The sequence below is a fragment of the Kitasatospora hibisci genome, from assembly GCF_043950205.1.
GTDB lineage: Bacteria > Actinomycetota > Actinomycetes > Streptomycetales > Streptomycetaceae > Kitasatospora > Kitasatospora hibisci.
This window is the reverse complement of sequence record NZ_CP171642.1, coordinates 2,409,294-2,426,563: the sequence shown is the minus strand read 5'-3', so window position 1 is coordinate 2,426,563 and position 17,270 is coordinate 2,409,294. Positions and strand designations below refer to the sequence as shown.

The window sequence follows — 17,270 nt, the reverse complement described above, 5'->3', positions numbered from 1 at the left end:
ACCCTTGCCGGTTCGGCGTCCGGTAGCGCAGGCTGAGGGAATCCCACGCCGTCCCGGAGAGACCGTCATGCCGCCCGACCCGCTGCCCGCACCCTCCACTGCCCCTCTCGCCGCCACCCCCACGGGCGGCGATGAGGCAGGCTCCACCGCCGCCCCGGCGGCGGTGGAGGAGGTGCTCACGCTGCGGATATCGCTGGGCGAGGAGGCCGTCGGCGAGGTCCGCACCCGGTTCCGGTTCGACGCCGAGCGCCCGTACGAGGTGCTGCTGACGTTCCACCTCGGCCGGCCGGACGAGGCCGACTGGGTGTTCTCGCGCGACCTGCTGCGCGACGGACTGCGCTCCCTGAGCGGCCAGGGCGACGTCAAGCTGTGGCCGGCGTACTGCCCGTGCCACGGCTCGACGTTGCACCTGGCGCTGGAATCACCCCACGGCAGCGCCCTGTTGGAGGTCTCCAAGCCCCGGGTGCAGGCCTGGCTGGAGCGGACCTACGCGCTGGTCTCGGAGGAGGCCGAGCAGGCCTGCGGCCCGACCGACGCCCAGCTGTCCGCACTGCTCGCCGACGGCTGACAGCGGGTCGGCGCGGACCCGGGACCCGCCGGGCCGCGCGGCGCCGGAACGGGCGCGGCGCCCGGCGCCACGGCCACGGCCGGTGGCGGGGCGCCGTTCGCGCCCGGGAGCCGGACCGTTCCGGCGGCCAGAGCGGCCCGCAGCCGGCGCACGGCCGGGGCCGAGGAGGCCGGCAGCAGGTCGTACGGATCCTCCGGCCCCAGCACGGTGACCAGCACCGAGTCGGCGAACCGGTAGGGCCGGTGGGCCAGGAGGCCGCCGAGGTGGCGCCGCAGCCGGGACAGTTCGGCCCGCACCGTCACCGTCCGCCCCGGGTCGCCGAAGAGCGCGTCGGCGAGCTGGGCCGCGCTGCGCCCGTCGCGCTCGACGGCGAGCAGCAGGAGCAGTTCGGCGTGGCGCGGGCTCAGCGCGTGCGACCAGCTGCCGACCACGCCGTGCACCGACAGTTCGGGGCGGTCCGGGCGGCGCAGGTCGACGCGGAGCCGGGCGCCCTGGGCCTGCTCGGCGACGGCCGCCCCGGCATCGCCCGGCCGGCCGTTCTCGGGCCGGTGGACCGGACGGATCAGCCAGCCGTCGGCCAGCGGCTCGATCGCGCACTCGCCCAGGCTGGGCAGCCAGTGCACGGCGGCCGGGTTCCAGCCCTCGGAGGGCAGGCGCAGCCGGGTGGGCGGCGGCAGTCCGGCCGCGGCGGCCGTCCAGCCCGCGGCGTCCACCACCAGTGCCGGACCGTTCACCCGGGCCAGCAGCGGGGCGGCCAGCGTGCGCAGCTGGTGCAGCGACTCCAGGCGGCGGGCGCGCAGCTCGGTCTCGGCGAGCCGGGCGGCGGTGGCGGTGAGCTGCAGCAGGTAGGGCTGGACGGTGTGGGCCGGGCCGCTGAGGTTGATCGCGCCGACCAGCCGGCCGGTGCCCGGGTCGTGGACCGGGGCGGCGACGCAGGTCCAGGAGTGGTGGCTGCGCAGGTAGTGCTCGGAGGAGTGGACCTGCATCGGCCGCCGGGCGCGCAGGGCCGCGGCGATGCCGTTGGTGCCGACGTCCTCCTCGACCCAGCGGGCGCCGGTGAGGAAGCCGATCCGGTCGGCGCTGCGCCGCAGCCCCCGTTCGCCCTCCTGCCACAGCACGTGGCCCTCGGCGTCGGCGATGGCCAGGATCAGCGGGACGGCGCCGGCCGAGTCGAGCAGGGTGTCGCGCAGCACCGGCAGCAGCGAGTCGAGGCCGCTGGCCCGGCGTCGGTGCTCGACCTCGGCGGGGCCCAGGTGGACGGCGGCGGCGCCGGCGTCCGGGTCGAGGCCGAGACGGCGCAGGCGGGCCCAGGAGTCGCCGATCTCGGGGCGGGGCTGCGGGAGCGGCCGGTCGCCGTCGGAGGGCGGCGCGCCCTCCCGGGCGAGGTCGCGGGCGGCGGCTTCGGCGAGGACGCGGTCGTGGACCTTGGCCAGCTCCGCCGCCGGCTGCGGGGATCGGCGCTCGGGCCGTCGGGTCTGCCGTCCGGTCTGCCGCACTCGGTTCGCTCCTCGCCGCCGTCCGAGGGCGCGCCGGGGCCGACGCGCTGACGAAAGCGTACGGGGGGCGCCCGGTCCCGCGGGTGGGGTCTGCCAAGTCGGCACGGGCGAGGCTATGAGAGTGGACATGCCAATGCGGAATGGCGGGCCGTCGGCTCCGGACGGCCCGGACGGCCGCCCCCGTGGCGCGCCGGAGGCCCGGCGTTGTCTACGACCGGATCGGCCGGAAAGGCCCTAGATTCGAGTGGATCGTCCGCCGCCCCGGAGGCGGTCGGGGCGTGCGCCGCCGTGCCGCCGCCCGTCAACGCACGGAGGTCCGCCAGCCTTGCTCCCGTCGCCCGCCGGCCCGGCCGTCGCCGCCCTCGCGGTGGACCCGCTGGACGCCTCCTCGCTGCTCACCGCGTTCGGCGCGCTCGGCATCGCCGTGGTGCTCTTCGCCGAGACCGGCCTGCTGATCGGCTTCTTCCTGCCGGGCGACTCGCTGCTCTTCACCGCCGGGCTGCTCTGCGTCCCGGGTGCGACCGCGGGGCCGCGGCTGGAGCTGTACCAGGTGATCCCGGCGGCCCTGGCCGGCGCGCTGGCCGGCGCCCAGGTGGGCTACCTGATCGGCCGGCGGGGCGGGCGGGCGCTGCTGCGCCGCAGCAGACGCAAGAGCCTGGAGGAGGGCGTCCGGCGGGCGGAGGGGTTGCTGGCCAGGTACGGGCCGGGCAAGGCGATCGTGCTCGCCCGGTTCATCCCGGTGGTGCGGACCGTGCTGAACCCGCTCTGCGGCGTGCTGGAGGTGCCGGTCCGCCCGTTCACCTTCTGGCAGGTGCTCGGCGGTTCGGTCTGGGTGGTCGGTCTGGTGCTGGCCGGGTACGCGCTCGGCTCGTCCGTACCTGACATCGACCGTTATCTGCTACCGATCGTCGGTCTGGTAGTAGTTGTCTCCGTGATTCCGATTGTTCTCGAAGTGTTCCGCGCCCGGAAGTCCCGCCGTGGCGGCGGTGACCCCCGGTGACGGTGTCGGTGGCGCCCGCGGCGGCGCCCGTGCGCGCCCTCGCCGTGTACGACGGCAGCGGCATCGACGGCGGCCTCTACCGGCGGGTGGTCGGGTGGGCGGACGCCGCGCCGCACTGGTCGGACGAGCTGGTCCGGATCTGGTCCGCGCTCGGCCTCGGCCTGTTCGCCGTCCTGATGGCCGTGGCCTGGTGGCGGGCGCGCGGCGCCGGACCGGCCGTGATGGCCCGGGTGCTGGCCTCGCCGTTGATCGTGGTCGCGGCCTACGCCGTCAACTCGGCGTTCAAGGGCGTGGTGGAGGAGGTCCGCCCCTGCGCCCAGCTGGGGGTGCGCGGCACGCTGGAGGCCTGTCCGGGCGCGGGCGACTGGTCGTTCCCGAGCAACCACACGGTGATCGCCGTCGCCGCCGCGGCCGCGCTCTGGTGCGCGGACCGGCGGCTGGGCGCGATCGCCGCCGTCGCCGCCGTGCTGATGGGCGCGTCCCGGGTCTGGGTCGGCGTGCACTACCCGCACGACGTCCTGGTCGGTGCGCTGGTGGGTGTGCTGGTGGCCGTCCCGCTCGCCCTTGCCGCCGGGAGGGCCGCACCGCTGGTCGACCGGGCGCGCGGAGGGGCGCTGCGGCCGTTCCTGGGCGCCGGCGCCGCCGCGCCCGCCCCCGGCGGCGTCCCGCTGGAGTCGCAGCGACGCTAGGGCCGGACGGCCCGGGCCCTCGCTCCCGGACCCGGACCCGGCCCCTGCCGATCGGGCCGTGGCTTAGGGCCCTTGTGTGGCCGGGGCGGCGGGGAGAGCATGTGAGCCGGGCGTGAGGCCTCCGGGGAACCGGGGCGTCCGCCCGGCTCAGTCGTGCGCGGGGCGTGACGGCGCCCGGCCGTGCCAGCGGAGGGATGTGCCAATTGCCGTACCGACTCGACATCACGCAGGGGGACCGGCCGGAGGGGGAGCTGCGCAAGGGCGTGGAGGGCCTGCTGGCCGAGGCCATGGTGCTCACCCTCGCCACCGCCGGGCACGAGCACGGCCCGCACGCCAACCTCGCCTTCTTCGCGTACGACGACGACCTCGTCCTGTACTTCGTCAGCGAGCGGGCCACCCGGCACAGCCGTCACCTCGCCGAGGAGGCCCGGGCGGCGGCCACCGTCTTCCTGCCGCCGCCGGTCTTCGGCGAGCAGCTGCGCGGGATCCAGCTGACCGGGAGCGCGGGGGAGGCGTGGGGGCGGCAGGCGGAGGCCGCGTTCGCGGCGTACCAGGGGCGGTTCCCGTCCTTCGGGCAGGACCCGGAGGTCCGCCGGCAGTACCTGGCCAACGCGGGTGCGGCGGCGCTGTACCGGTTCCAGGTGGAGGAGCTGACGGCGGTGGACGAGCCCAATTTCGGACGGCGCAACTATCTGCGGGCCACCGTCGTCCGCTGACCGCCGGCGCCGGTGGCCATCCACTCGGGTTGTCTGTACAACTTTTCGACCGGTTCACCTCCGGGACCGGATTTGGCCCCCCGTCGTCCACCTCGTCGCACCAGTCTGGCCGCATGAGAGTCATCGTCGTAGGAGCAGGCGTGCTCGGCACCATGCACGCCTGGCAGGCCGTCGAGCGCGGCCACGAGGTCGTCCACCTGGAGCGCGAGGCCGAGGCGCGCGGTGCCTCGGTGCGCAACTTCGGTCTGGTCTGGGTCAGCGGCCGTGCCGCGGGCGAGGAGCTGGACACCGCGCTGCGCGCCCGCGAGCTCTGGGAGCGGATCGGCGCGCGCGTGCCCGACCTCGGCTTCCGGGCCAACGGCTCGCTCACCGCGATCCGCACCGAGGCCGAACTCGCCGTCGCCGAGCAGGCGCTGACGCTGCCGGACGCCGCCGCGCGCGGCTACAGGCTGCTGGACGCCGACGAGACCCGCGCCGCCAACCCGGCCCTGCGCGGCGAACTGCTCGGCGCCCTGCGGTGTGAGCGGGACGCCGCCGTCGAGCCGCGCACCGCCCAGCCCGCGCTGCGCGCCGCGCTGGAGGCCGGCGGACGCTACACCTTCCTGCCCGGGCGCGAGGTCCGCGACGTGATCGGCGAGAACGCCGTCCGTGACGACCACGGCGACGTCCACACCGGCGATCTGGTCGTCCTCTGCACCGGCGCCTGGCTGGGCGGCCTGGTCCGCGAGCTGGCACCCGCCCTGCCCGTCCGCAAGGTGCGGCTGCAGATGATGCAGACCGACCCGCTGGATGAAGGCCTCACCACCTCGGTCGCCGACGGCGACAGTTTCCGCTACTACCCCGCCTTCGCCGGCAGCGCGCTGGAGCGGCTCAGGGCCGCCCAGCCGCAGCCGCCGGTCGCCGCCGAGCACGGGATGCAGCTGCTCATGGTCCAGCGCCGCGACGGCGGCCTGACCATCGGGGACACCCACGAGTACGACCAGCCGTTCGGCTTCGACGTGGTCGAGGACCCGTACGACCACCTGGTCGGCGTGGCCGAGGAGCTGCTCGGCCGCCCGCTGCCCCGGATCCGCCGCCGCTGGGCCGGCGTGTACGCACAGTGCGTCGACACCACCCGGGTCGTCCACCGCGAGCGCGTGCGTGACGGCGTCTGGCTGGTCACCGGCCCGGGCGGCCGCGGCATGACCTGCTCGCCGGCCATCGCCGAGACCACCGCCGACCTCGCCAACCTGTAAGGAACACCCCCCATGTCACTTGACATCCGCCTGGTCGTACTCGACATGGCCGGCACCACCGTCGCCGACGACGGCCTGGTCGAGCAGGCCTTCCACGCCGCCGCCGGCCGGCTCGGCGTCGAGGCCGGCAGCCCCGAGCACGCGCGCATGCTGGAGCACGTGCGCGCCACCATGGGCGAGTCCAAGATCTCCGTCTTCCGGCACCTGTTCGGCGAGGAGGAGAAGGCCCGGACGGCCAACGCGGCCTTCGAGGCCGCCTACCACGGCCTGGTCGAGGCCGGTCACTGCGCCGCCCTCCCGGGTGCGGCCGAGGCGATCGCCGAACTCCGCGGGCAGGGCCGCAAGGTGGTCCTGACCACCGGCTTCTCCCGGTCCACCCAGGACCGCATCCTCACCGCGCTCGGCTGGGAGTCGATCGCCGACCTCACGCTCTGCCCGGCCGAGGCCGGCCGCGGCCGCCCGTACCCGGACCTCGCCCTCACCGCCCTGCTGCGGACGGCCACCGACTCCGTCCGGCAGGTCGCCGTCGCCGGGGACACCGGCTACGACATGCTGACCGGCACCCGGGCCGGCGCCGCGGTGGTGGCCGGTGTGCTGACCGGAGCCCACCGCGAGGAGCGGCTGCGGGCGGACGGCGCCACCCACGTGCTGGCGTCCGTCGCCGAGCTGCCGGCCCTGCTGGCGGGCTGACCCCCGGCCGGGCGGGCGCGGCCGGCCGCGCCCGCCCGGCTGCCGCCGCCGGTGCGGGCTGAGCGCGATGGGCTTCAACCGGGCGGGGCCCGGCGCACCGGGCCGGGCGGCCGGAACACGGCCGGCCGGTCAGTTCCCGCGTACGCCGAAGAGCCGGGAGACCTGTGGCCAGAGGCCGTCCAGGACGGCGGGGTCGTCGGTCACCTTGGCGAAGAGGACCATGCCCTCCATCTGGGCGACGGCGGCCCGGGCGGTGTCGCGGTCGGCGGCCCCGGCGCGGACGGTGCCCTCGGCGGCAGCCTCCGCCAGGGCCGCCTGCACGAGGTCCACCTCCTCGGCGAAGACCGCGGCGAGCCGGTCGCGGACCGGCTGTTCCTGGGCCGGGAGTTCCAGCGCCAGGTTGGCCAGCAGGCAGCCACTGACCGCGCCGTGCTCCTCCTGGGTCGCGCGCTGGATGCCGGTCAGGCTGCGGAACAGCTCCTCCAGCCGGGCCAGGGCGGGCCGGTCGGGCGCCCGCAGGGTGGCGAGCCAGTCGGCGCGCTGGCGGTGCCAGTGGGCGTCGACCACCTCCAGGGTGAGGGCCTGCTTCGATTCGAAGAAGTGGTAGAAGCTGCCCTTCCGGACGTCGGCCCGGGCGCAGATCTCGGCGACGCCGACATCTGCGTAGCCGCGGGTGCGCAGCAGGTCGCAGGCGGCGTCCAGCAGGCGTTCACGTGCGGTGCTCGTCCGTCCCATGGGCGGCAGTATACGGCCGGTCAACTACCCGTTGCGAGATAGTTGACCGGTCGTCTAGAGTTCCGGGCGTCGGCCGCCGGACCCGGTGGCCGAAGTCGGTCGAGAGGGGAGCATCAGCGATGTCCGAAACCATCACCGTCGCCATCGCCTACCACAGTGGGTACGGGCACACCGCCCGGCAGGCGCAGGCCGTCGCGGACGGGGTCGAGGAGGTGCCGGGCGCGGCCGCCCGGCTGCTCGACGTCTCCGAGCCCGGCGACCGGCTCTGGGACGAACTGGCCGCCGCCGAGGCGATCGTGTTCGGCTCACCCACCTACATGGGCGGCCCGTCCGCGGTCTTCCAGACCTTCGCCGAGGGCAGCAGCAAGGTCTGGTCCGAGCAGGGCTGGGCCGGCAAGCTCGCCGCCGGCTTCACCACCTCGGCCGGTGTCAACGGGGACAAGCTCAACACCCTCACCTCGATGGCGGTGTTCGCGGCCCAGCACGGCATGAACTGGGTCAGCCTCGGCCTGCCGCCCGCCTGGCTGTTCACGTCGACCGGCAGCGCCGACGACCTCAACCGGCTCGGCGGCTTCCTCGGGGCGATGGCTCAGGCGCCCTCCGACCTCGGGCCGGAGGAGCACCCCGCCGCCGCCGACCTGCGCACCGCCGAGCACCTCGGCCGGCGGGTTGCGCGGACCGCGGTCGAGCTCGCGGCCGGGCGGCGGGTCACCGCCGCGGCGGCGTGACGGGGGGCGGCGCGGTGGACGGCGGCCGGTCCTGGGACAGCGGGCGCCTGCGGGAGCTCCTGGGCGTCGAGCACCCGATCGTGCAGGGGCCGTTCGGCGGCGGGCTGTCGACCGTGCGGCTCGCCGCGGCGGTCGCGGACGCCGGCGGGCTCGGCTCGTACGGCGCGCACATCCTGCGGCCGGCGGAGATCGGCGCGCTGGTCGCGGAGCTGCGGGCGGCGACCACCGGCCCGTTCGCAGTCAACCTCTGGGTGCCGCAGCCGGACGAGGCCGGGCTGACGGCGGACGCCGGGCAGCTCGCCCGGCACGCCGAGCGGCTGCGCCCGTTCCTCGCCGAGCTGGGCGTGGCGGTGGAGGAGCCCCAGCCCGCGCCGGACTTCGCCGAGCAGGTGGAGGCGCTGCTGGCGGCGGGTCCGCCGGTGGCGAGTTTCGTGATGGGCGTGCCTCCCCGCTGGGTGGTCGAACGGGCCCGGCGGAACGGGATCGTGACGGTCGGCACCGCCACCACGGCCGCCGAGGCGGTCGCCCTGGAGGCGGCCGGGCTCGACGCGGTGGTCGCCTCCGGCAGCGACGCGGGCGGGCACCGGGGCTCCTGGCTGCGACCGGTGCGGGAGTCGCTCGTCGGCACCTTCGCACTGGTGCCGCAGGTGGTCGACGCGGTGTCCGTCCCGGTGATCGCGGCCGGGGGGATCGCGGACGGCCGGGGCGTGGCGGCCGCCCTGGCGCTGGGCGCGGACGGGGTGCAGGTCGGCACCGGCTTCCTCGCCACCGAGGAGTCGGGCGCGAGCGACGTCCACAGAGCGGCCCTGCACGGGCCGGAGGCCGCGACCACCGTCCTGACCCGGCTGTTCTCGGGCCGCTTGGCCCGAGGCATACCCAACCGGCTGGTCCGCACGTTGGCCGCGTACGAGGACGAGGTGCCGCCGTACCCGCTGCAGAACGCCCTGATGCTGCCGGTGCGCCGGGCGGCGGCGGCCCGGGGCGACGGCGGGCTGGTGAACCTCTGGGCCGGCCAGGCCGCCGCCCTCACCCGTCCGCGAACGGCCCGGGAGTACCTGGCCCACCTGCTCGCCGACACCGACCGGGTGCTGGCGCGCTCTTAGGGCCTGTCCGGTCGGTCCCGTCGGATCGGCGCGCGGCGTCGGGTGCCCGGCCCGGCGTGCACCCGGATCGCCCTCGTACCGTACGTACTGGGGCGATCCGGGCGTGCGTCCGGCGGGGATGCCCGGCGTGGCACCGCGCGGTGGCCGCCGGAGGCGACGCGCTGCGGTCCGGCGGGCCGCGTGATCCCGTCTGCCGTGCGGTCGCCGTGCTCCCCGGCACCGTCGCTCAGTGGCTGCCCTTCAGGTTGAGCACCACCACTCCGACGATCACCAGGGCTATGCCCAGCCACTGGAGCCGGCCCAGCGACTCGCCGAAGGCGACCACGCCTATGCCGGCCACCGCGGCGGTGCCGGCACCCGACCAGACCGCGTACGCGACCGAGACCGGGATGTGCTTCAGGGCCCGGCCGAGCAGCACGAACGAGAGGACGTAGCCGATGGCCACGCCCACGCTCGGCCAGAACCGGCTGAAGCCTTCGGTCAGCTTCAGGCAGCTGGTCGCGCAGACCTCGCTGAGGATCGCCAGGGAGAGGAGTACGTAGGGCATAGGAGAATCAAACCCCGGGCGTGGTGCTGATCTTTCCCAGGAGTGCGAGGTCGGCCCGCTCCAGGCTGTCCAGCAGCGTGATCCTGGACCCGTCCGGGATCGGCGCGTCGCTCGACGGAACGGCGAGCACCGCGCACCCCGCCGCGGTGGCGGAGGCCACGCCGGTCGGGGTGTCCTCGACGGCGACGCACGCGGCCGGGTCGAGGCCGAGGCGTTCGGCGGCGGCGAGGTAGGGGTCCGGGGCGGGCTTGGTGCGCGGGGTGTCCTCGGCGGCGAGGGTGATCGCGAACCAGTCGCGGCCGATGGTGCCCAGCACCATGTCGACCACCCGGCGGGGCGAGGCGGAGACCAGCGCGGTGGGCACCCGGGCGTCCCGCAGCTCGGCCAGCAGGGCGAGGGCCCCCGGCCGGGGGACGGTCTCGGCGGCGACCTTGCCGGCGAAGGAGTCGCCGAGCCGGGCGGCGAGCTCGGCCTCGCTGAGCGCGGTGCCGCTGACCAGGTGCAGGTGCGCGGCGGTGTGCTCGATGGCCCGGCCGAGCACCTCGGGTGCGTCGGTCTCGGTGAGCGGGTGGTGCAGCTCGTCCGCGAGCTCGGCGGCGGCCTGCCACCACAGGTGCTCGGTGTCGACCAGGGTGCCGTCCATGTCGAAGAGGACGGCGGCGGGCAGGGCGGGAACAGCGGAATCAGGCATGGCGGTACCTTCGGTGGATCGTCAGGAGGCGGAGCGGTGGATCAGACGGTACGACGGTCCACCAGGACCGCGCGCTCCGGCAGCGCCAGCGCGGCGCGCGATCCGATCGGCAGTGCGGCGGCGGCCTCGGTCGGCAGGTCGGCCTTGACCTCGGTGCCGCCGTCGAGCCGGACGGTCAGTCGGGTCACGGCGCCCAGGAAGGACGCGCCGACCACCAGCGCCCGACCGTGCTCGTTCGGCGCGAGCGCGACGTTCTCGGGCCGGACGAGCACCTCCAGGGCGCCGTCGGCGGGCACCTCGCCGTCCACCGCGTGGCGACGGCCGAGCACCTCGACGCCGTCCCCGCTGCGCTCGCACGGGATCCGGCTCATGGTGCCGACGAACTCGGCGACGAAGGCGGTCGCCGGGCGGGCGTACAGCTCGGACGGGGCGGCGCACTGCTCCAGCCGGCCGGCGCGCAGCACCGCGACCCGGTCGGCCATCGACAGCGCCTCCTCCTGGTCGTGGGTGACGAACAGGGTGGTGATCCCGAGCTCCTGCTGCAGGCGGCGGATCTCCTCGCGCAGCGAGAGCCGCACCTTGGCGTCCAGCGCGGAGAGCGGCTCGTCCAGCAGCAGCACGCGCGGCTTCAGGGCCAGCGCCCGGGCGAGCGCGATGCGCTGCTGCTGGCCGCCGGACATCTGGTGCGGGTAGCGGTCGGCGTGCTGCGGCAGGCCGACCAGCTCCAGCAGCTCCTGGGCGCGCCGGCGGCGCTCGGCCTTGGCGGTGCCGCGCATCCGCATGCCGAAGGCGACGTTGTCGGCGGCGGTCAGGTGCGGGAAGAGGCTGTAGGACTGGAAGACCATGCCGGCGTCGCGCTTGTGCGCCGGGATCGCGGTGGTGTCCTTGCCGTCGACCAGGACCTGGCCCGAGTCGTGCTGCTCGAAGCCGGCGAGGATGCGCAGCGCGGTGGTCTTGCCGCAGCCGGAGGGACCGAGCAGGGCGAGCAGCTCGCCCGGGTGGACGGTCAGGTCGAGGCCGTCCAGCGCGGTGGTGGCGCCGAAGGTGCGGCGCAGCGAGCGGAACTCGACGGTCGCGCCGCCGGGAGCGAGGGGGACGCCGGCGACGGGGGCGGTAACCGTGGTCATGGGGGGCAACTCCGGGGGTTTCAGGAGGTGGTCTTGGCGCCGCGCTCGCGGCCGACGGCGGCCAGCAGGAGCAGCAGCAGCCAGGTGATCAGCAGGCTCAGGATGGAGACCGCCACCGACATGTGGGCCTGGCTGTTGCCGACCGAGTAGATCCACACCGGGAAGGGCTGGTAGCCGAGGATGGAGGCGGCGGTGAACTCGCCGAGCACCAGTGCCAGCGTCAGGAACGACGCGTTCAGCAGCGCGCCGCGCAGGTTGGGCAGCACGACGGTGACCACCGCGCGAGGCCAGGACGCACCGCAGTTGCGGGCGGCCTCGACGAGGGTGCGGACGTCCACGGCGCGCAGGCCGGCGTCGATCGCCCGGTAGGCGAGCGGGAGCGACATCAGCACGTAGGCGATGACCAGGACCAGCGGGAAGTCCGGGTCCTGGACGAACACGAAGGTCTGGAAGAACGGCGTGTCCATCAGGTAGTCCGGGCCCCAGCGGAGCACGCCGATCAGGCCTGCGGTCAGTGCGACCGGCGGGACGACCAGCGGCAGGGTGCAGAGCACGTCGATCACCGGGCGCAGCCGGGGCGAGCCGAGCCGGACCGCGATCAGGGCCGGCACCAGCAGGAGCAGCAGCACCACCACGGTGACGACGGCCAGGCCGAGGGTGAGCCAGAGGCTGTCCAGGAAGCCCTCGGCGCTCAGCAGGCCGGTGTAGGCCTCGAAGGAGAAGCCCTTGGGGTCGTCGATCGAGAAGTACCCGGAGGCGGCCAGCGGCACGATGAAGTAGATCCCGGCGAGCAGCAGGACGGCGCCGCGCCACCAGCGCACCTTGCGGCGCGGGGGCGTGGTGCGGGAGGGGGTCAGCTGAGCCATCGGGCGCTCCGGCGCTGGAGGGGGAGGTAGACGGCCATCACCAGGACCGCCACCACGATCATGTTGAGGCTGAGGGCGAGGGCGAGGTTGCCCTGGCCGACCAGGACGTTGCCGGAGAGCGCGTCCGCGATCGAGCGGCTGACCAGCGGGACGGTCGCCCCGACCATGGCGGCGGCGGTGGCGTACGCGGCGAAGGCGCTGCCGAAGAGCAGGACGAAGCCACCGAGCAGCGAGGGCAGCAGGATCGGCAGCGCGACGTGGCGCCAGTACTGCACGGTGGTGGCCCGGTTGTTGTGGGCCGCCTCGCGCCACTGGACCCGCAGGCCGTCCAGGGCCGGGGTGATGGTGAGCACCATCAGCGGGATCAGGAAGTACAGGTAGACGATCGTCAGACCGGTGAACGAGTAGAGCGTCCAGCCGTGGTCGGTGAGGTGCAGCAGCTTGGTGACCTCGCCGGCGTTGCCGAGGGTGGCGACGAACGCGAAGGCGAGCGGCAGGCCGCCGAAGTTGGCGAGCACGCCGGAGGCGGTCAGCACGGCCTGGCGCAGCCAGGTGTGTCGGGAGGTCACCACGGCCTGGGCGATCGGCAGGCCGATCACGGTGGCGAGCAGCGCGGTGAGCGCGGAGAGCTTGAGGCTGCTGACCATCGCCGTCCAGTACGCGCCCTGGACGGACGCGGTGACGTTGTCCAGGGTGAACTGGCCGCCGCCGCCCTCCGCGTCGGTGGACGTGGTGAAGGCGCCGATCACGATCGCGACGGCCGGCAGGCCGAAGCCGAGCGCGAAGAAGAGGAAGAGCGGCACGGTGGCGAGCCAGGAGGCGCCGCCGAGGCGCCGGCGGGGGCGCCGGCGGTGGGTGGGGGTGGTCGGCGCCGGGGTGGGAGCCGTGGTCATGTGTGGGATCAGCCCGTTCGAGTCTTGCCGACGTATCGTCAGCCGGCGATCGCCTTGGTCCAGTTCTCGGTGACGACCTTCTTGGCCGCGGTGATCTGGTCCTGGGTCGGGAAGGTGGTGAACGGCTTCTCGACGGTCGGCAGCTTGGCGGCGGCCGCGGCGTCGAGGGTGCCGTCCTTCTTCAGGGCGTCGAAGGTGGCCGGGGTGGCGTAGCCGCCCAGGAAGAGGTTCTGGCCCTCGGCGCTGAACAGGTACTCCTGCCACAGGCGGGCGGCCGCCGGGTGCGGGGCCCACTTGTTGATGCCCTGGTTGTAGAACTGGGCGTAGCTGCCGTCGGCGGGGACGGAGACCTTCCAGTCGACGCCCTTGTCCTTGAACTCGTCGGTGTAGCCGGCGTTCAGGTAGGACCAGTCGATCGAGATCGGGGTCTCGCCCTTCTCGATGGTGGCCGGGGTGGACTCGACCGGGTTGAAGTTGCCCGAGCTCTTCAGCTTGCCGAAGAAGTCGATGCCGGGCTGGATGTTGTCCAGCGAGCCGCCGTTGGCGAGCGCGGCCGCGTAGACGCCGCCGAAGGCGGATCCGGACTTGGTCGGGTTGCCGTTGAGGGCGACCTGGCCCTTGTACTCGGGCTTGAGCAGGTCGGCGAAGGTCTGCGGGCAGGTGGCGATCTTCTTGGCGTCGCAGCCGATGGAGATGTAGCCGCCGTAGTCGTTGACGCGGGCACCGCTCGGGTCCTTCATGGTGTCCGGCACCTTGTCGAAGGTGGCGACCTTGTAGGGGGCGAGCAGGCCGTCCTTGACCGCCTGGACGGCGAAGGCCGAGCCGAGGTCGACCACGTCGGGGGCGCGGTCCTGGCCCTTGCGGGAGGTGATCGCGTTGATCTCGTCCTGGCTGGAGCCGTCCGGGTTCTCGTCCTCGATCTCGATGCCGTACTTGGCCTTGAACGAGTCCATGATCTTGCCGTAGTTGGCCCAGTCCTTGGGCAGCGTGATGACGTGCAGCTTGCCCTCCTTCTTGGCCGCGGCGACCAGGGCGTCCATCCCGCCGAAGTCGGCGGCCGAGGTCGCCTCCTTGGCGTCCTTGGCGCCGGCCTTGGCGGCGTCGCCCGACTTCGCGCTCGACGAACCGGCGGAGCCGCAGGCGGTGAGGGAGAGGGCGGCTGCGGTCAGTACGGCCGCGAGGGCGGCGGCGCGGGCACGGTGCACGGTCACGGGTCAGTCTCCTGATCGGGGGCGTACTGCGAGGGGGAGTGCGAGGCTTGGAGGCCGGGGGAGGCGGGTTCGGATGATCCCGAGTTGACTAGCCAACTTCGCCCGACGGGGGTAAGTACGCCGGAGTCCGGTGACGGGAAGGTGAACGGATGGCCCAGAACCGGGGTCGGCTGTGGGAACGGTCGAATCAGGCCATCGGTGAGTGATCGGCCGAGTGCGATGCTTCGAGGGCGCAGCGGGATAAGGTCGGGCTGTCCGCGCCGGTACGGCTGCGCAGGACACCGCCCCAGGAGGGACATTGACTGACGTGGCACTGGAGCCCGAACGCCCCGCCGCTCAGGAACGCGGCTCCGGCGCGCTGTACCGCAAGGTGGCCGCCGACCTGCGCGAGGCGATCACCACCGGTGCGTTCGGCGAGGCCGGCCGGCTGCCCGCGGAGGGCGCGCTCGCCGAGCAGTACGGCGTCTCGCGCGGCACCGTCCGGCAGGCGCTGGCCGTGCTGCGCTCGGACGGGCTGGTCACCTCCCGGCGCGGCACCCGACGGGTCGTGCTGGGCACCGCCCGGGTGCAGAGCTTCTCGGAGCTGCTCAGCTTCACGCACTGGGCGTACTCGATGGGCGAGGAGCCCGGCGGCATCCTCGACTCGCTGGTGCGCCGCCCGGCCGACGCGGCCGAGCGCGAGCAGCTGCGTCTGGAGCAGGGCTCCGAGGTGTACGTGACGGTCCGTCTGCGCACGCTCTCCGGCACGCCGGTGATGGTCGAGCGGACGATCTACCCGCCCCGGGTCGGCGAGATCGTCGCCCAGCTGCCGCCGGACGTGGTCTCGCACACCGAGGTGCTGCGCGAGCACGGCATCCTCTTCACCGACGCCGACCACACCATCGACATCGTCGCGGCCAACGCCGAGGACGCCCGGCTGCTCGGCTGCCGCCGCGGTGGCCCGCTGCTGCGTGAGCGGCGGCGCACCACCGACCCGACCGGCACCCCGGTGGAGTGGTCCCAGGACCGCTACCTGCCGGGCACGGTGGCCTTCAGCGTGCACAACTCCCTGGCCACCTCGGCACTCTCCCGTCACGCCCGCGAAGGCGACTGACCGGCCGGGGCGGCCGGGCCGGGACGGCCGCCCACCTCGCGGGCTCACCCCATCAGGGCGGCGAGCAGCGGCCGGAAGTGTTCGAAGTCCGGCGTCGGGGCGCCCGCGTCCTTCGCCTGCTCGTCCCAGCGGCGCACCGCCACCGCCGCCTCGGCGGCCGGGTGGGCGGCGAACGCGGCGGCCTGCTCCTCGGTCATCGGCCCGCCCTGCACCTGCAGGGTGTACTCGGACGCCTCGGAGAGCCGTGCCCGGTAGCCCGGCTCGACCGCGCACAGGTAGCGCTTGGCGGCCACGTGCAGCCGGATCGGTTCGGTGACCTCCGGGCCGAACCACTGCGCCAGCCACTGCGCGCCGGTGTCGCTGTGCCGGTTGTCCCGCCCCTGCATCAGGTCGCGTCCGTGCAGGGCCCCCCGGAAGTGGCCGACGTCGTGCAGCAGTGCGGCCGCGACCAGGTGCGGGGCCGCCCCGGCGGCCTCGGCCAGCGCGCCGGCCTGCAGCATGTGCTCGGCCACGGTGACCGCCTCGCCCAGGTACTCGCCGGCGCCCTCGCCCGCGAACAGCTCGCCGATCGCGTCCAGCGCGGCGTTGCGGCGGTGCAGCACGGCCAGGGTGGAGGTCAGCGCGTCCAGGTCGGCGTAGCAGCCCTGGAGGTGGCGCGCGCCGTCCTGCGCGAACGCCGTCCGGGCGTGCAGGAGGCGGGTGTTGTCGAAGATCAGGCAGTCACCGCGGTCGAGCCGGAACTCCAGTTGCAGCTCGGGCCGGAGCGTGATCGCGGCGAAGCGGCGGTAGGCGGCGTAGAAGGCCTCCAGCTCGGCGGCGGAGCCGCGCAGGGTGCCGATCGAGCGGTTGTTGAAGCGGACCTCGCGGATCCGGCCCAGCGCGTCCACGTCGATCAGCGGCCGGTCGGCGCGCAGCTCGGTGCCGCGGTCGCGGAAGACGAACGGGACGGGGGTGCGGGTGAGTACCGCGAAGTCCTCCGGCGCCTCGTCGCGCAGGACCGCCGCCGCCCGGAAGCCGTCAACCAGGCCGGAGTCGCCGCCGGGCGCCGAGTTCTCCAGGCAGTGCAGCAGCTGGAGGGTGGGCACCGGGTCCCGGTACGGGTTGTCGGTGTGCGGGGTGATGGCGACGCTGGTGAAGGCCAGGTTGTTCGGGTCCGGCTCGACCCGGACGTCGAACAGCTCGCCGTAGTTGGTGACGCGGACGAATCCGAAGGTCTCGGCGACGGCGAGCACCTGCCGCTCCACCGCCGGCACGCCGCGGAGCACGGCGAAGCCGCTGCGCCGGACCGCGCCGAGCACGGCCGCCTGCTCGGTGGGGCTCCCGAGGTACTCGGCCCACTCGGCCTCCGGGATCCCGCGGGCGAAGTCCGCCGCCACCCAGAGCCGCTTGTCGGCCTCCGTCCGCCCGTCCCCGTCGCGCTCGGCGTCCACCCAGGCCAGCGGGTACCGCGACCGGTGCCCGTCCGACCACAGCACCTCCAGGTCGCCGTCGATCCCGGTGCTCGCGGCGACCGAGAGATCCTCGGGCAGGTCGTCGATCCGGAACAGCTTCTGCCCGCTCCGCGGGTCGCGGCACTCGGCACACGGGCAGTTGTCGCGCAGCCAGTACGGCGGCAGCTCGGACACGGGTCTCCTCCTGGGCGGCGTCTCTTCGGGTAAGTTGTATAGCCAACTTCACCGGCTGGCTGGGAGCCTGCCGGGCCTCGGTGAGTTCTGCGTGCCGGATGGGTGAACGCCGGGGGAACTGTGCCGGGAGGTGTCGGCCGGGAGCCGAGACCCGTGCGGAGCCGGTCGGCCCCTTCCGGTACGCCACGGGCGGGCGGCGCGGCGGCCGTTCGGGTGAGGGGTGCGGGGCGCGGCGCGTTGCGGCGCGGGCGGACGCG

General features: G+C 74.6%; 18 protein-coding genes. 9 read left to right on the top strand and 9 right to left on the bottom strand.

What is annotated here, in order from left to right; all coding sequences use genetic code 11:
• Window positions 1-67: 67 nt before the first annotated feature.
• A complete protein-coding gene (locus tag ACF9IK_RS10350) occupies window positions 68-568 on the top strand; it encodes an SsgA family sporulation/cell division regulator (protein WP_395293943.1) in 501 nt (166 codons plus the stop codon).
• Here the strand turns inward: ACF9IK_RS10350 and ACF9IK_RS10345 are convergent.
• Window positions 487-2,064 (bottom strand): GAF domain-containing protein, encoded by a 1,578-nt coding sequence (locus ACF9IK_RS10345; RefSeq protein ID WP_395293942.1) that lies wholly within the window; start codon window positions 2,062-2,064, stop codon window positions 487-489. The genes ACF9IK_RS10350 and ACF9IK_RS10345 overlap by 82 nt on opposite strands.
• A gap of 325 nt (window positions 2,065-2,389) precedes the next feature.
• Here ACF9IK_RS10345 and ACF9IK_RS10340 point away from each other — a divergent pair, with 325 nt between their 5' ends.
• From ACF9IK_RS10340 to ACF9IK_RS10320, 5 genes are all read left to right on the top strand, one after another.
• Window positions 2,390-3,064 (top strand): DedA family protein, encoded by a 675-nt coding sequence (locus ACF9IK_RS10340; protein WP_395293941.1) that lies wholly within the window; start codon window positions 2,390-2,392, stop codon window positions 3,062-3,064.
• Window positions 3,061-3,753 carry a phosphatase PAP2 family protein gene (locus ACF9IK_RS10335; protein WP_395293940.1) on the top strand — a complete coding sequence of 231 codons (693 nt, stop codon included), beginning with the start codon at window positions 3,061-3,063 and terminating at the stop codon, window positions 3,751-3,753. The genes ACF9IK_RS10340 and ACF9IK_RS10335 overlap by 4 nt, the downstream gene beginning before the upstream one ends.
• Window positions 3,754-3,956: 203 nt before the next feature.
• Entirely contained in the window at window positions 3,957-4,469 is a 513-nt protein-coding gene (locus ACF9IK_RS10330) for a pyridoxamine 5'-phosphate oxidase family protein (RefSeq protein ID WP_395293939.1), read from the top strand.
• A 113-nt stretch (window positions 4,470-4,582) separates the two neighbouring features.
• On the top strand, window positions 4,583-5,704 hold the full coding sequence (locus ACF9IK_RS10325; RefSeq protein ID WP_395293938.1) for a TIGR03364 family FAD-dependent oxidoreductase: 1,122 nt from the start codon (window positions 4,583-4,585) through the stop codon (window positions 5,702-5,704).
• A gap of 12 nt (window positions 5,705-5,716) precedes the next feature.
• Window positions 5,717-6,394: a phosphonatase-like hydrolase gene (locus ACF9IK_RS10320; protein WP_395293937.1), complete on the top strand. Its 678-nt coding sequence runs from the start codon at window positions 5,717-5,719 to the stop codon at window positions 6,392-6,394.
• A 129-nt stretch (window positions 6,395-6,523) separates the two neighbouring features.
• On the opposite strand, the gene ACF9IK_RS10315 is transcribed toward ACF9IK_RS10320, so the two are convergent.
• Complete coding sequence (locus ACF9IK_RS10315; protein WP_395293936.1) at window positions 6,524-7,129, bottom strand: TetR/AcrR family transcriptional regulator; 606 nt, start codon at window positions 7,127-7,129, stop codon at window positions 6,524-6,526.
• Window positions 7,130-7,248: 119 nt separating this feature from the next.
• Between ACF9IK_RS10315 and ACF9IK_RS10310 the strand changes: the two genes are divergently transcribed.
• Together ACF9IK_RS10310 and ACF9IK_RS10305 are read left to right on the top strand one after the other, a co-directional pair.
• Window positions 7,249-7,857 carry a flavodoxin family protein gene (locus ACF9IK_RS10310; protein ID WP_395293935.1) on the top strand — a complete coding sequence of 203 codons (609 nt, stop codon included), beginning with the start codon at window positions 7,249-7,251 and terminating at the stop codon, window positions 7,855-7,857.
• Window positions 7,858-7,871: 14 nt separating this feature from the next.
• Window positions 7,872-8,960 carry an NAD(P)H-dependent flavin oxidoreductase gene (locus ACF9IK_RS10305; RefSeq protein WP_395293934.1) on the top strand — a complete coding sequence of 363 codons (1,089 nt, stop codon included), beginning with the start codon at window positions 7,872-7,874 and terminating at the stop codon, window positions 8,958-8,960.
• 226 nt (window positions 8,961-9,186) lie between these two features.
• Here ACF9IK_RS10305 and ACF9IK_RS10300 read toward each other — a convergent pair whose 3' ends face one another.
• Genes ACF9IK_RS10300 through ACF9IK_RS10275 form a run of 6 tightly spaced genes read right to left on the bottom strand, consistent with a single transcriptional unit; the run spans window position 9,187 to window position 14,295 of the window.
• Window positions 9,187-9,507, bottom strand: a complete 321-nt coding sequence (locus ACF9IK_RS10300) for a DMT family transporter (RefSeq protein WP_395293933.1) — start codon at window positions 9,505-9,507, stop codon at window positions 9,187-9,189.
• 7 nt (window positions 9,508-9,514) lie between these two features.
• Window positions 9,515-10,198, bottom strand: coding sequence for an HAD family hydrolase (locus ACF9IK_RS10295; protein ID WP_395293932.1), 684 nt, complete (start codon window positions 10,196-10,198; stop codon window positions 9,515-9,517).
• A 41-nt stretch (window positions 10,199-10,239) separates the two neighbouring features.
• Window positions 10,240-11,325 (bottom strand): ABC transporter ATP-binding protein, encoded by a 1,086-nt coding sequence (locus ACF9IK_RS10290; RefSeq protein ID WP_395293931.1) that lies wholly within the window; start codon window positions 11,323-11,325, stop codon window positions 10,240-10,242.
• A gap of 20 nt (window positions 11,326-11,345) precedes the next feature.
• Window positions 11,346-12,191: an ABC transporter permease gene (locus ACF9IK_RS10285; protein WP_395293930.1), complete on the bottom strand. Its 846-nt coding sequence runs from the start codon at window positions 12,189-12,191 to the stop codon at window positions 11,346-11,348.
• Window positions 12,179-13,084: an ABC transporter permease gene (locus ACF9IK_RS10280; protein ID WP_395293929.1), complete on the bottom strand. Its 906-nt coding sequence runs from the start codon at window positions 13,082-13,084 to the stop codon at window positions 12,179-12,181. The genes ACF9IK_RS10285 and ACF9IK_RS10280 overlap by 13 nt, the downstream gene beginning before the upstream one ends.
• A gap of 38 nt (window positions 13,085-13,122) precedes the next feature.
• Entirely contained in the window at window positions 13,123-14,295 is a 1,173-nt protein-coding gene (locus tag ACF9IK_RS10275) for an ABC transporter substrate-binding protein (protein WP_395293928.1), read from the bottom strand.
• 307 nt (window positions 14,296-14,602) lie between these two features.
• On the opposite strand from ACF9IK_RS10275, the gene ACF9IK_RS10270 reads away from it, so the two are divergent.
• Entirely contained in the window at window positions 14,603-15,388 is a 786-nt protein-coding gene (locus ACF9IK_RS10270) for a GntR family transcriptional regulator (protein WP_395298533.1), read from the top strand.
• A 44-nt stretch (window positions 15,389-15,432) separates the two neighbouring features.
• Here ACF9IK_RS10270 and tmpA read toward each other — a convergent pair whose 3' ends face one another.
• Window positions 15,433-17,013 carry a 2-trimethylaminoethylphosphonate dioxygenase gene (tmpA, locus tag ACF9IK_RS10265; RefSeq protein WP_395293927.1) on the bottom strand — a complete coding sequence of 527 codons (1,581 nt, stop codon included), beginning with the start codon at window positions 17,011-17,013 and terminating at the stop codon, window positions 15,433-15,435.
• Between the last annotated feature and the right edge of the window lie 257 nt (window positions 17,014-17,270).

Excerpts from the sequence above, each read along its gene's own strand:
- ACF9IK_RS10315 (WP_395293936.1), bottom strand. The coding sequence starts at position 7,129 with ATGGGACGGACGAGCACCGCACGTGAACGCCTGCTGGACGCCGCCTGC.
- ACF9IK_RS10300 (WP_395293933.1), bottom strand. The coding sequence starts at position 9,507 with ATGCCCTACGTACTCCTCTCCCTGGCGATCCTCAGCGAGGTCTGCGCG.
- ACF9IK_RS10350 (WP_395293943.1), top strand. The coding sequence starts at position 68 with ATGCCGCCCGACCCGCTGCCCGCACCCTCCACTGCCCCTCTCGCCGCC.
- ACF9IK_RS10310 (WP_395293935.1), top strand. The coding sequence starts at position 7,249 with ATGTCCGAAACCATCACCGTCGCCATCGCCTACCACAGTGGGTACGGG.
- ACF9IK_RS10295 (WP_395293932.1), bottom strand. The coding sequence starts at position 10,198 with ATGCCTGATTCCGCTGTTCCCGCCCTGCCCGCCGCCGTCCTCTTCGAC.
- ACF9IK_RS10280 (WP_395293929.1), bottom strand. The coding sequence starts at position 13,084 with ATGACCACGGCTCCCACCCCGGCGCCGACCACCCCCACCCACCGCCGG.
- ACF9IK_RS10325 (WP_395293938.1), top strand. The coding sequence starts at position 4,583 with ATGAGAGTCATCGTCGTAGGAGCAGGCGTGCTCGGCACCATGCACGCC.
- ACF9IK_RS10285 (WP_395293930.1), bottom strand. The coding sequence starts at position 12,191 with ATGGCTCAGCTGACCCCCTCCCGCACCACGCCCCCGCGCCGCAAGGTG.
- ACF9IK_RS10320 (WP_395293937.1), top strand. The coding sequence starts at position 5,717 with ATGTCACTTGACATCCGCCTGGTCGTACTCGACATGGCCGGCACCACC.
- ACF9IK_RS10290 (WP_395293931.1), bottom strand. The coding sequence starts at position 11,325 with ATGACCACGGTTACCGCCCCCGTCGCCGGCGTCCCCCTCGCTCCCGGC.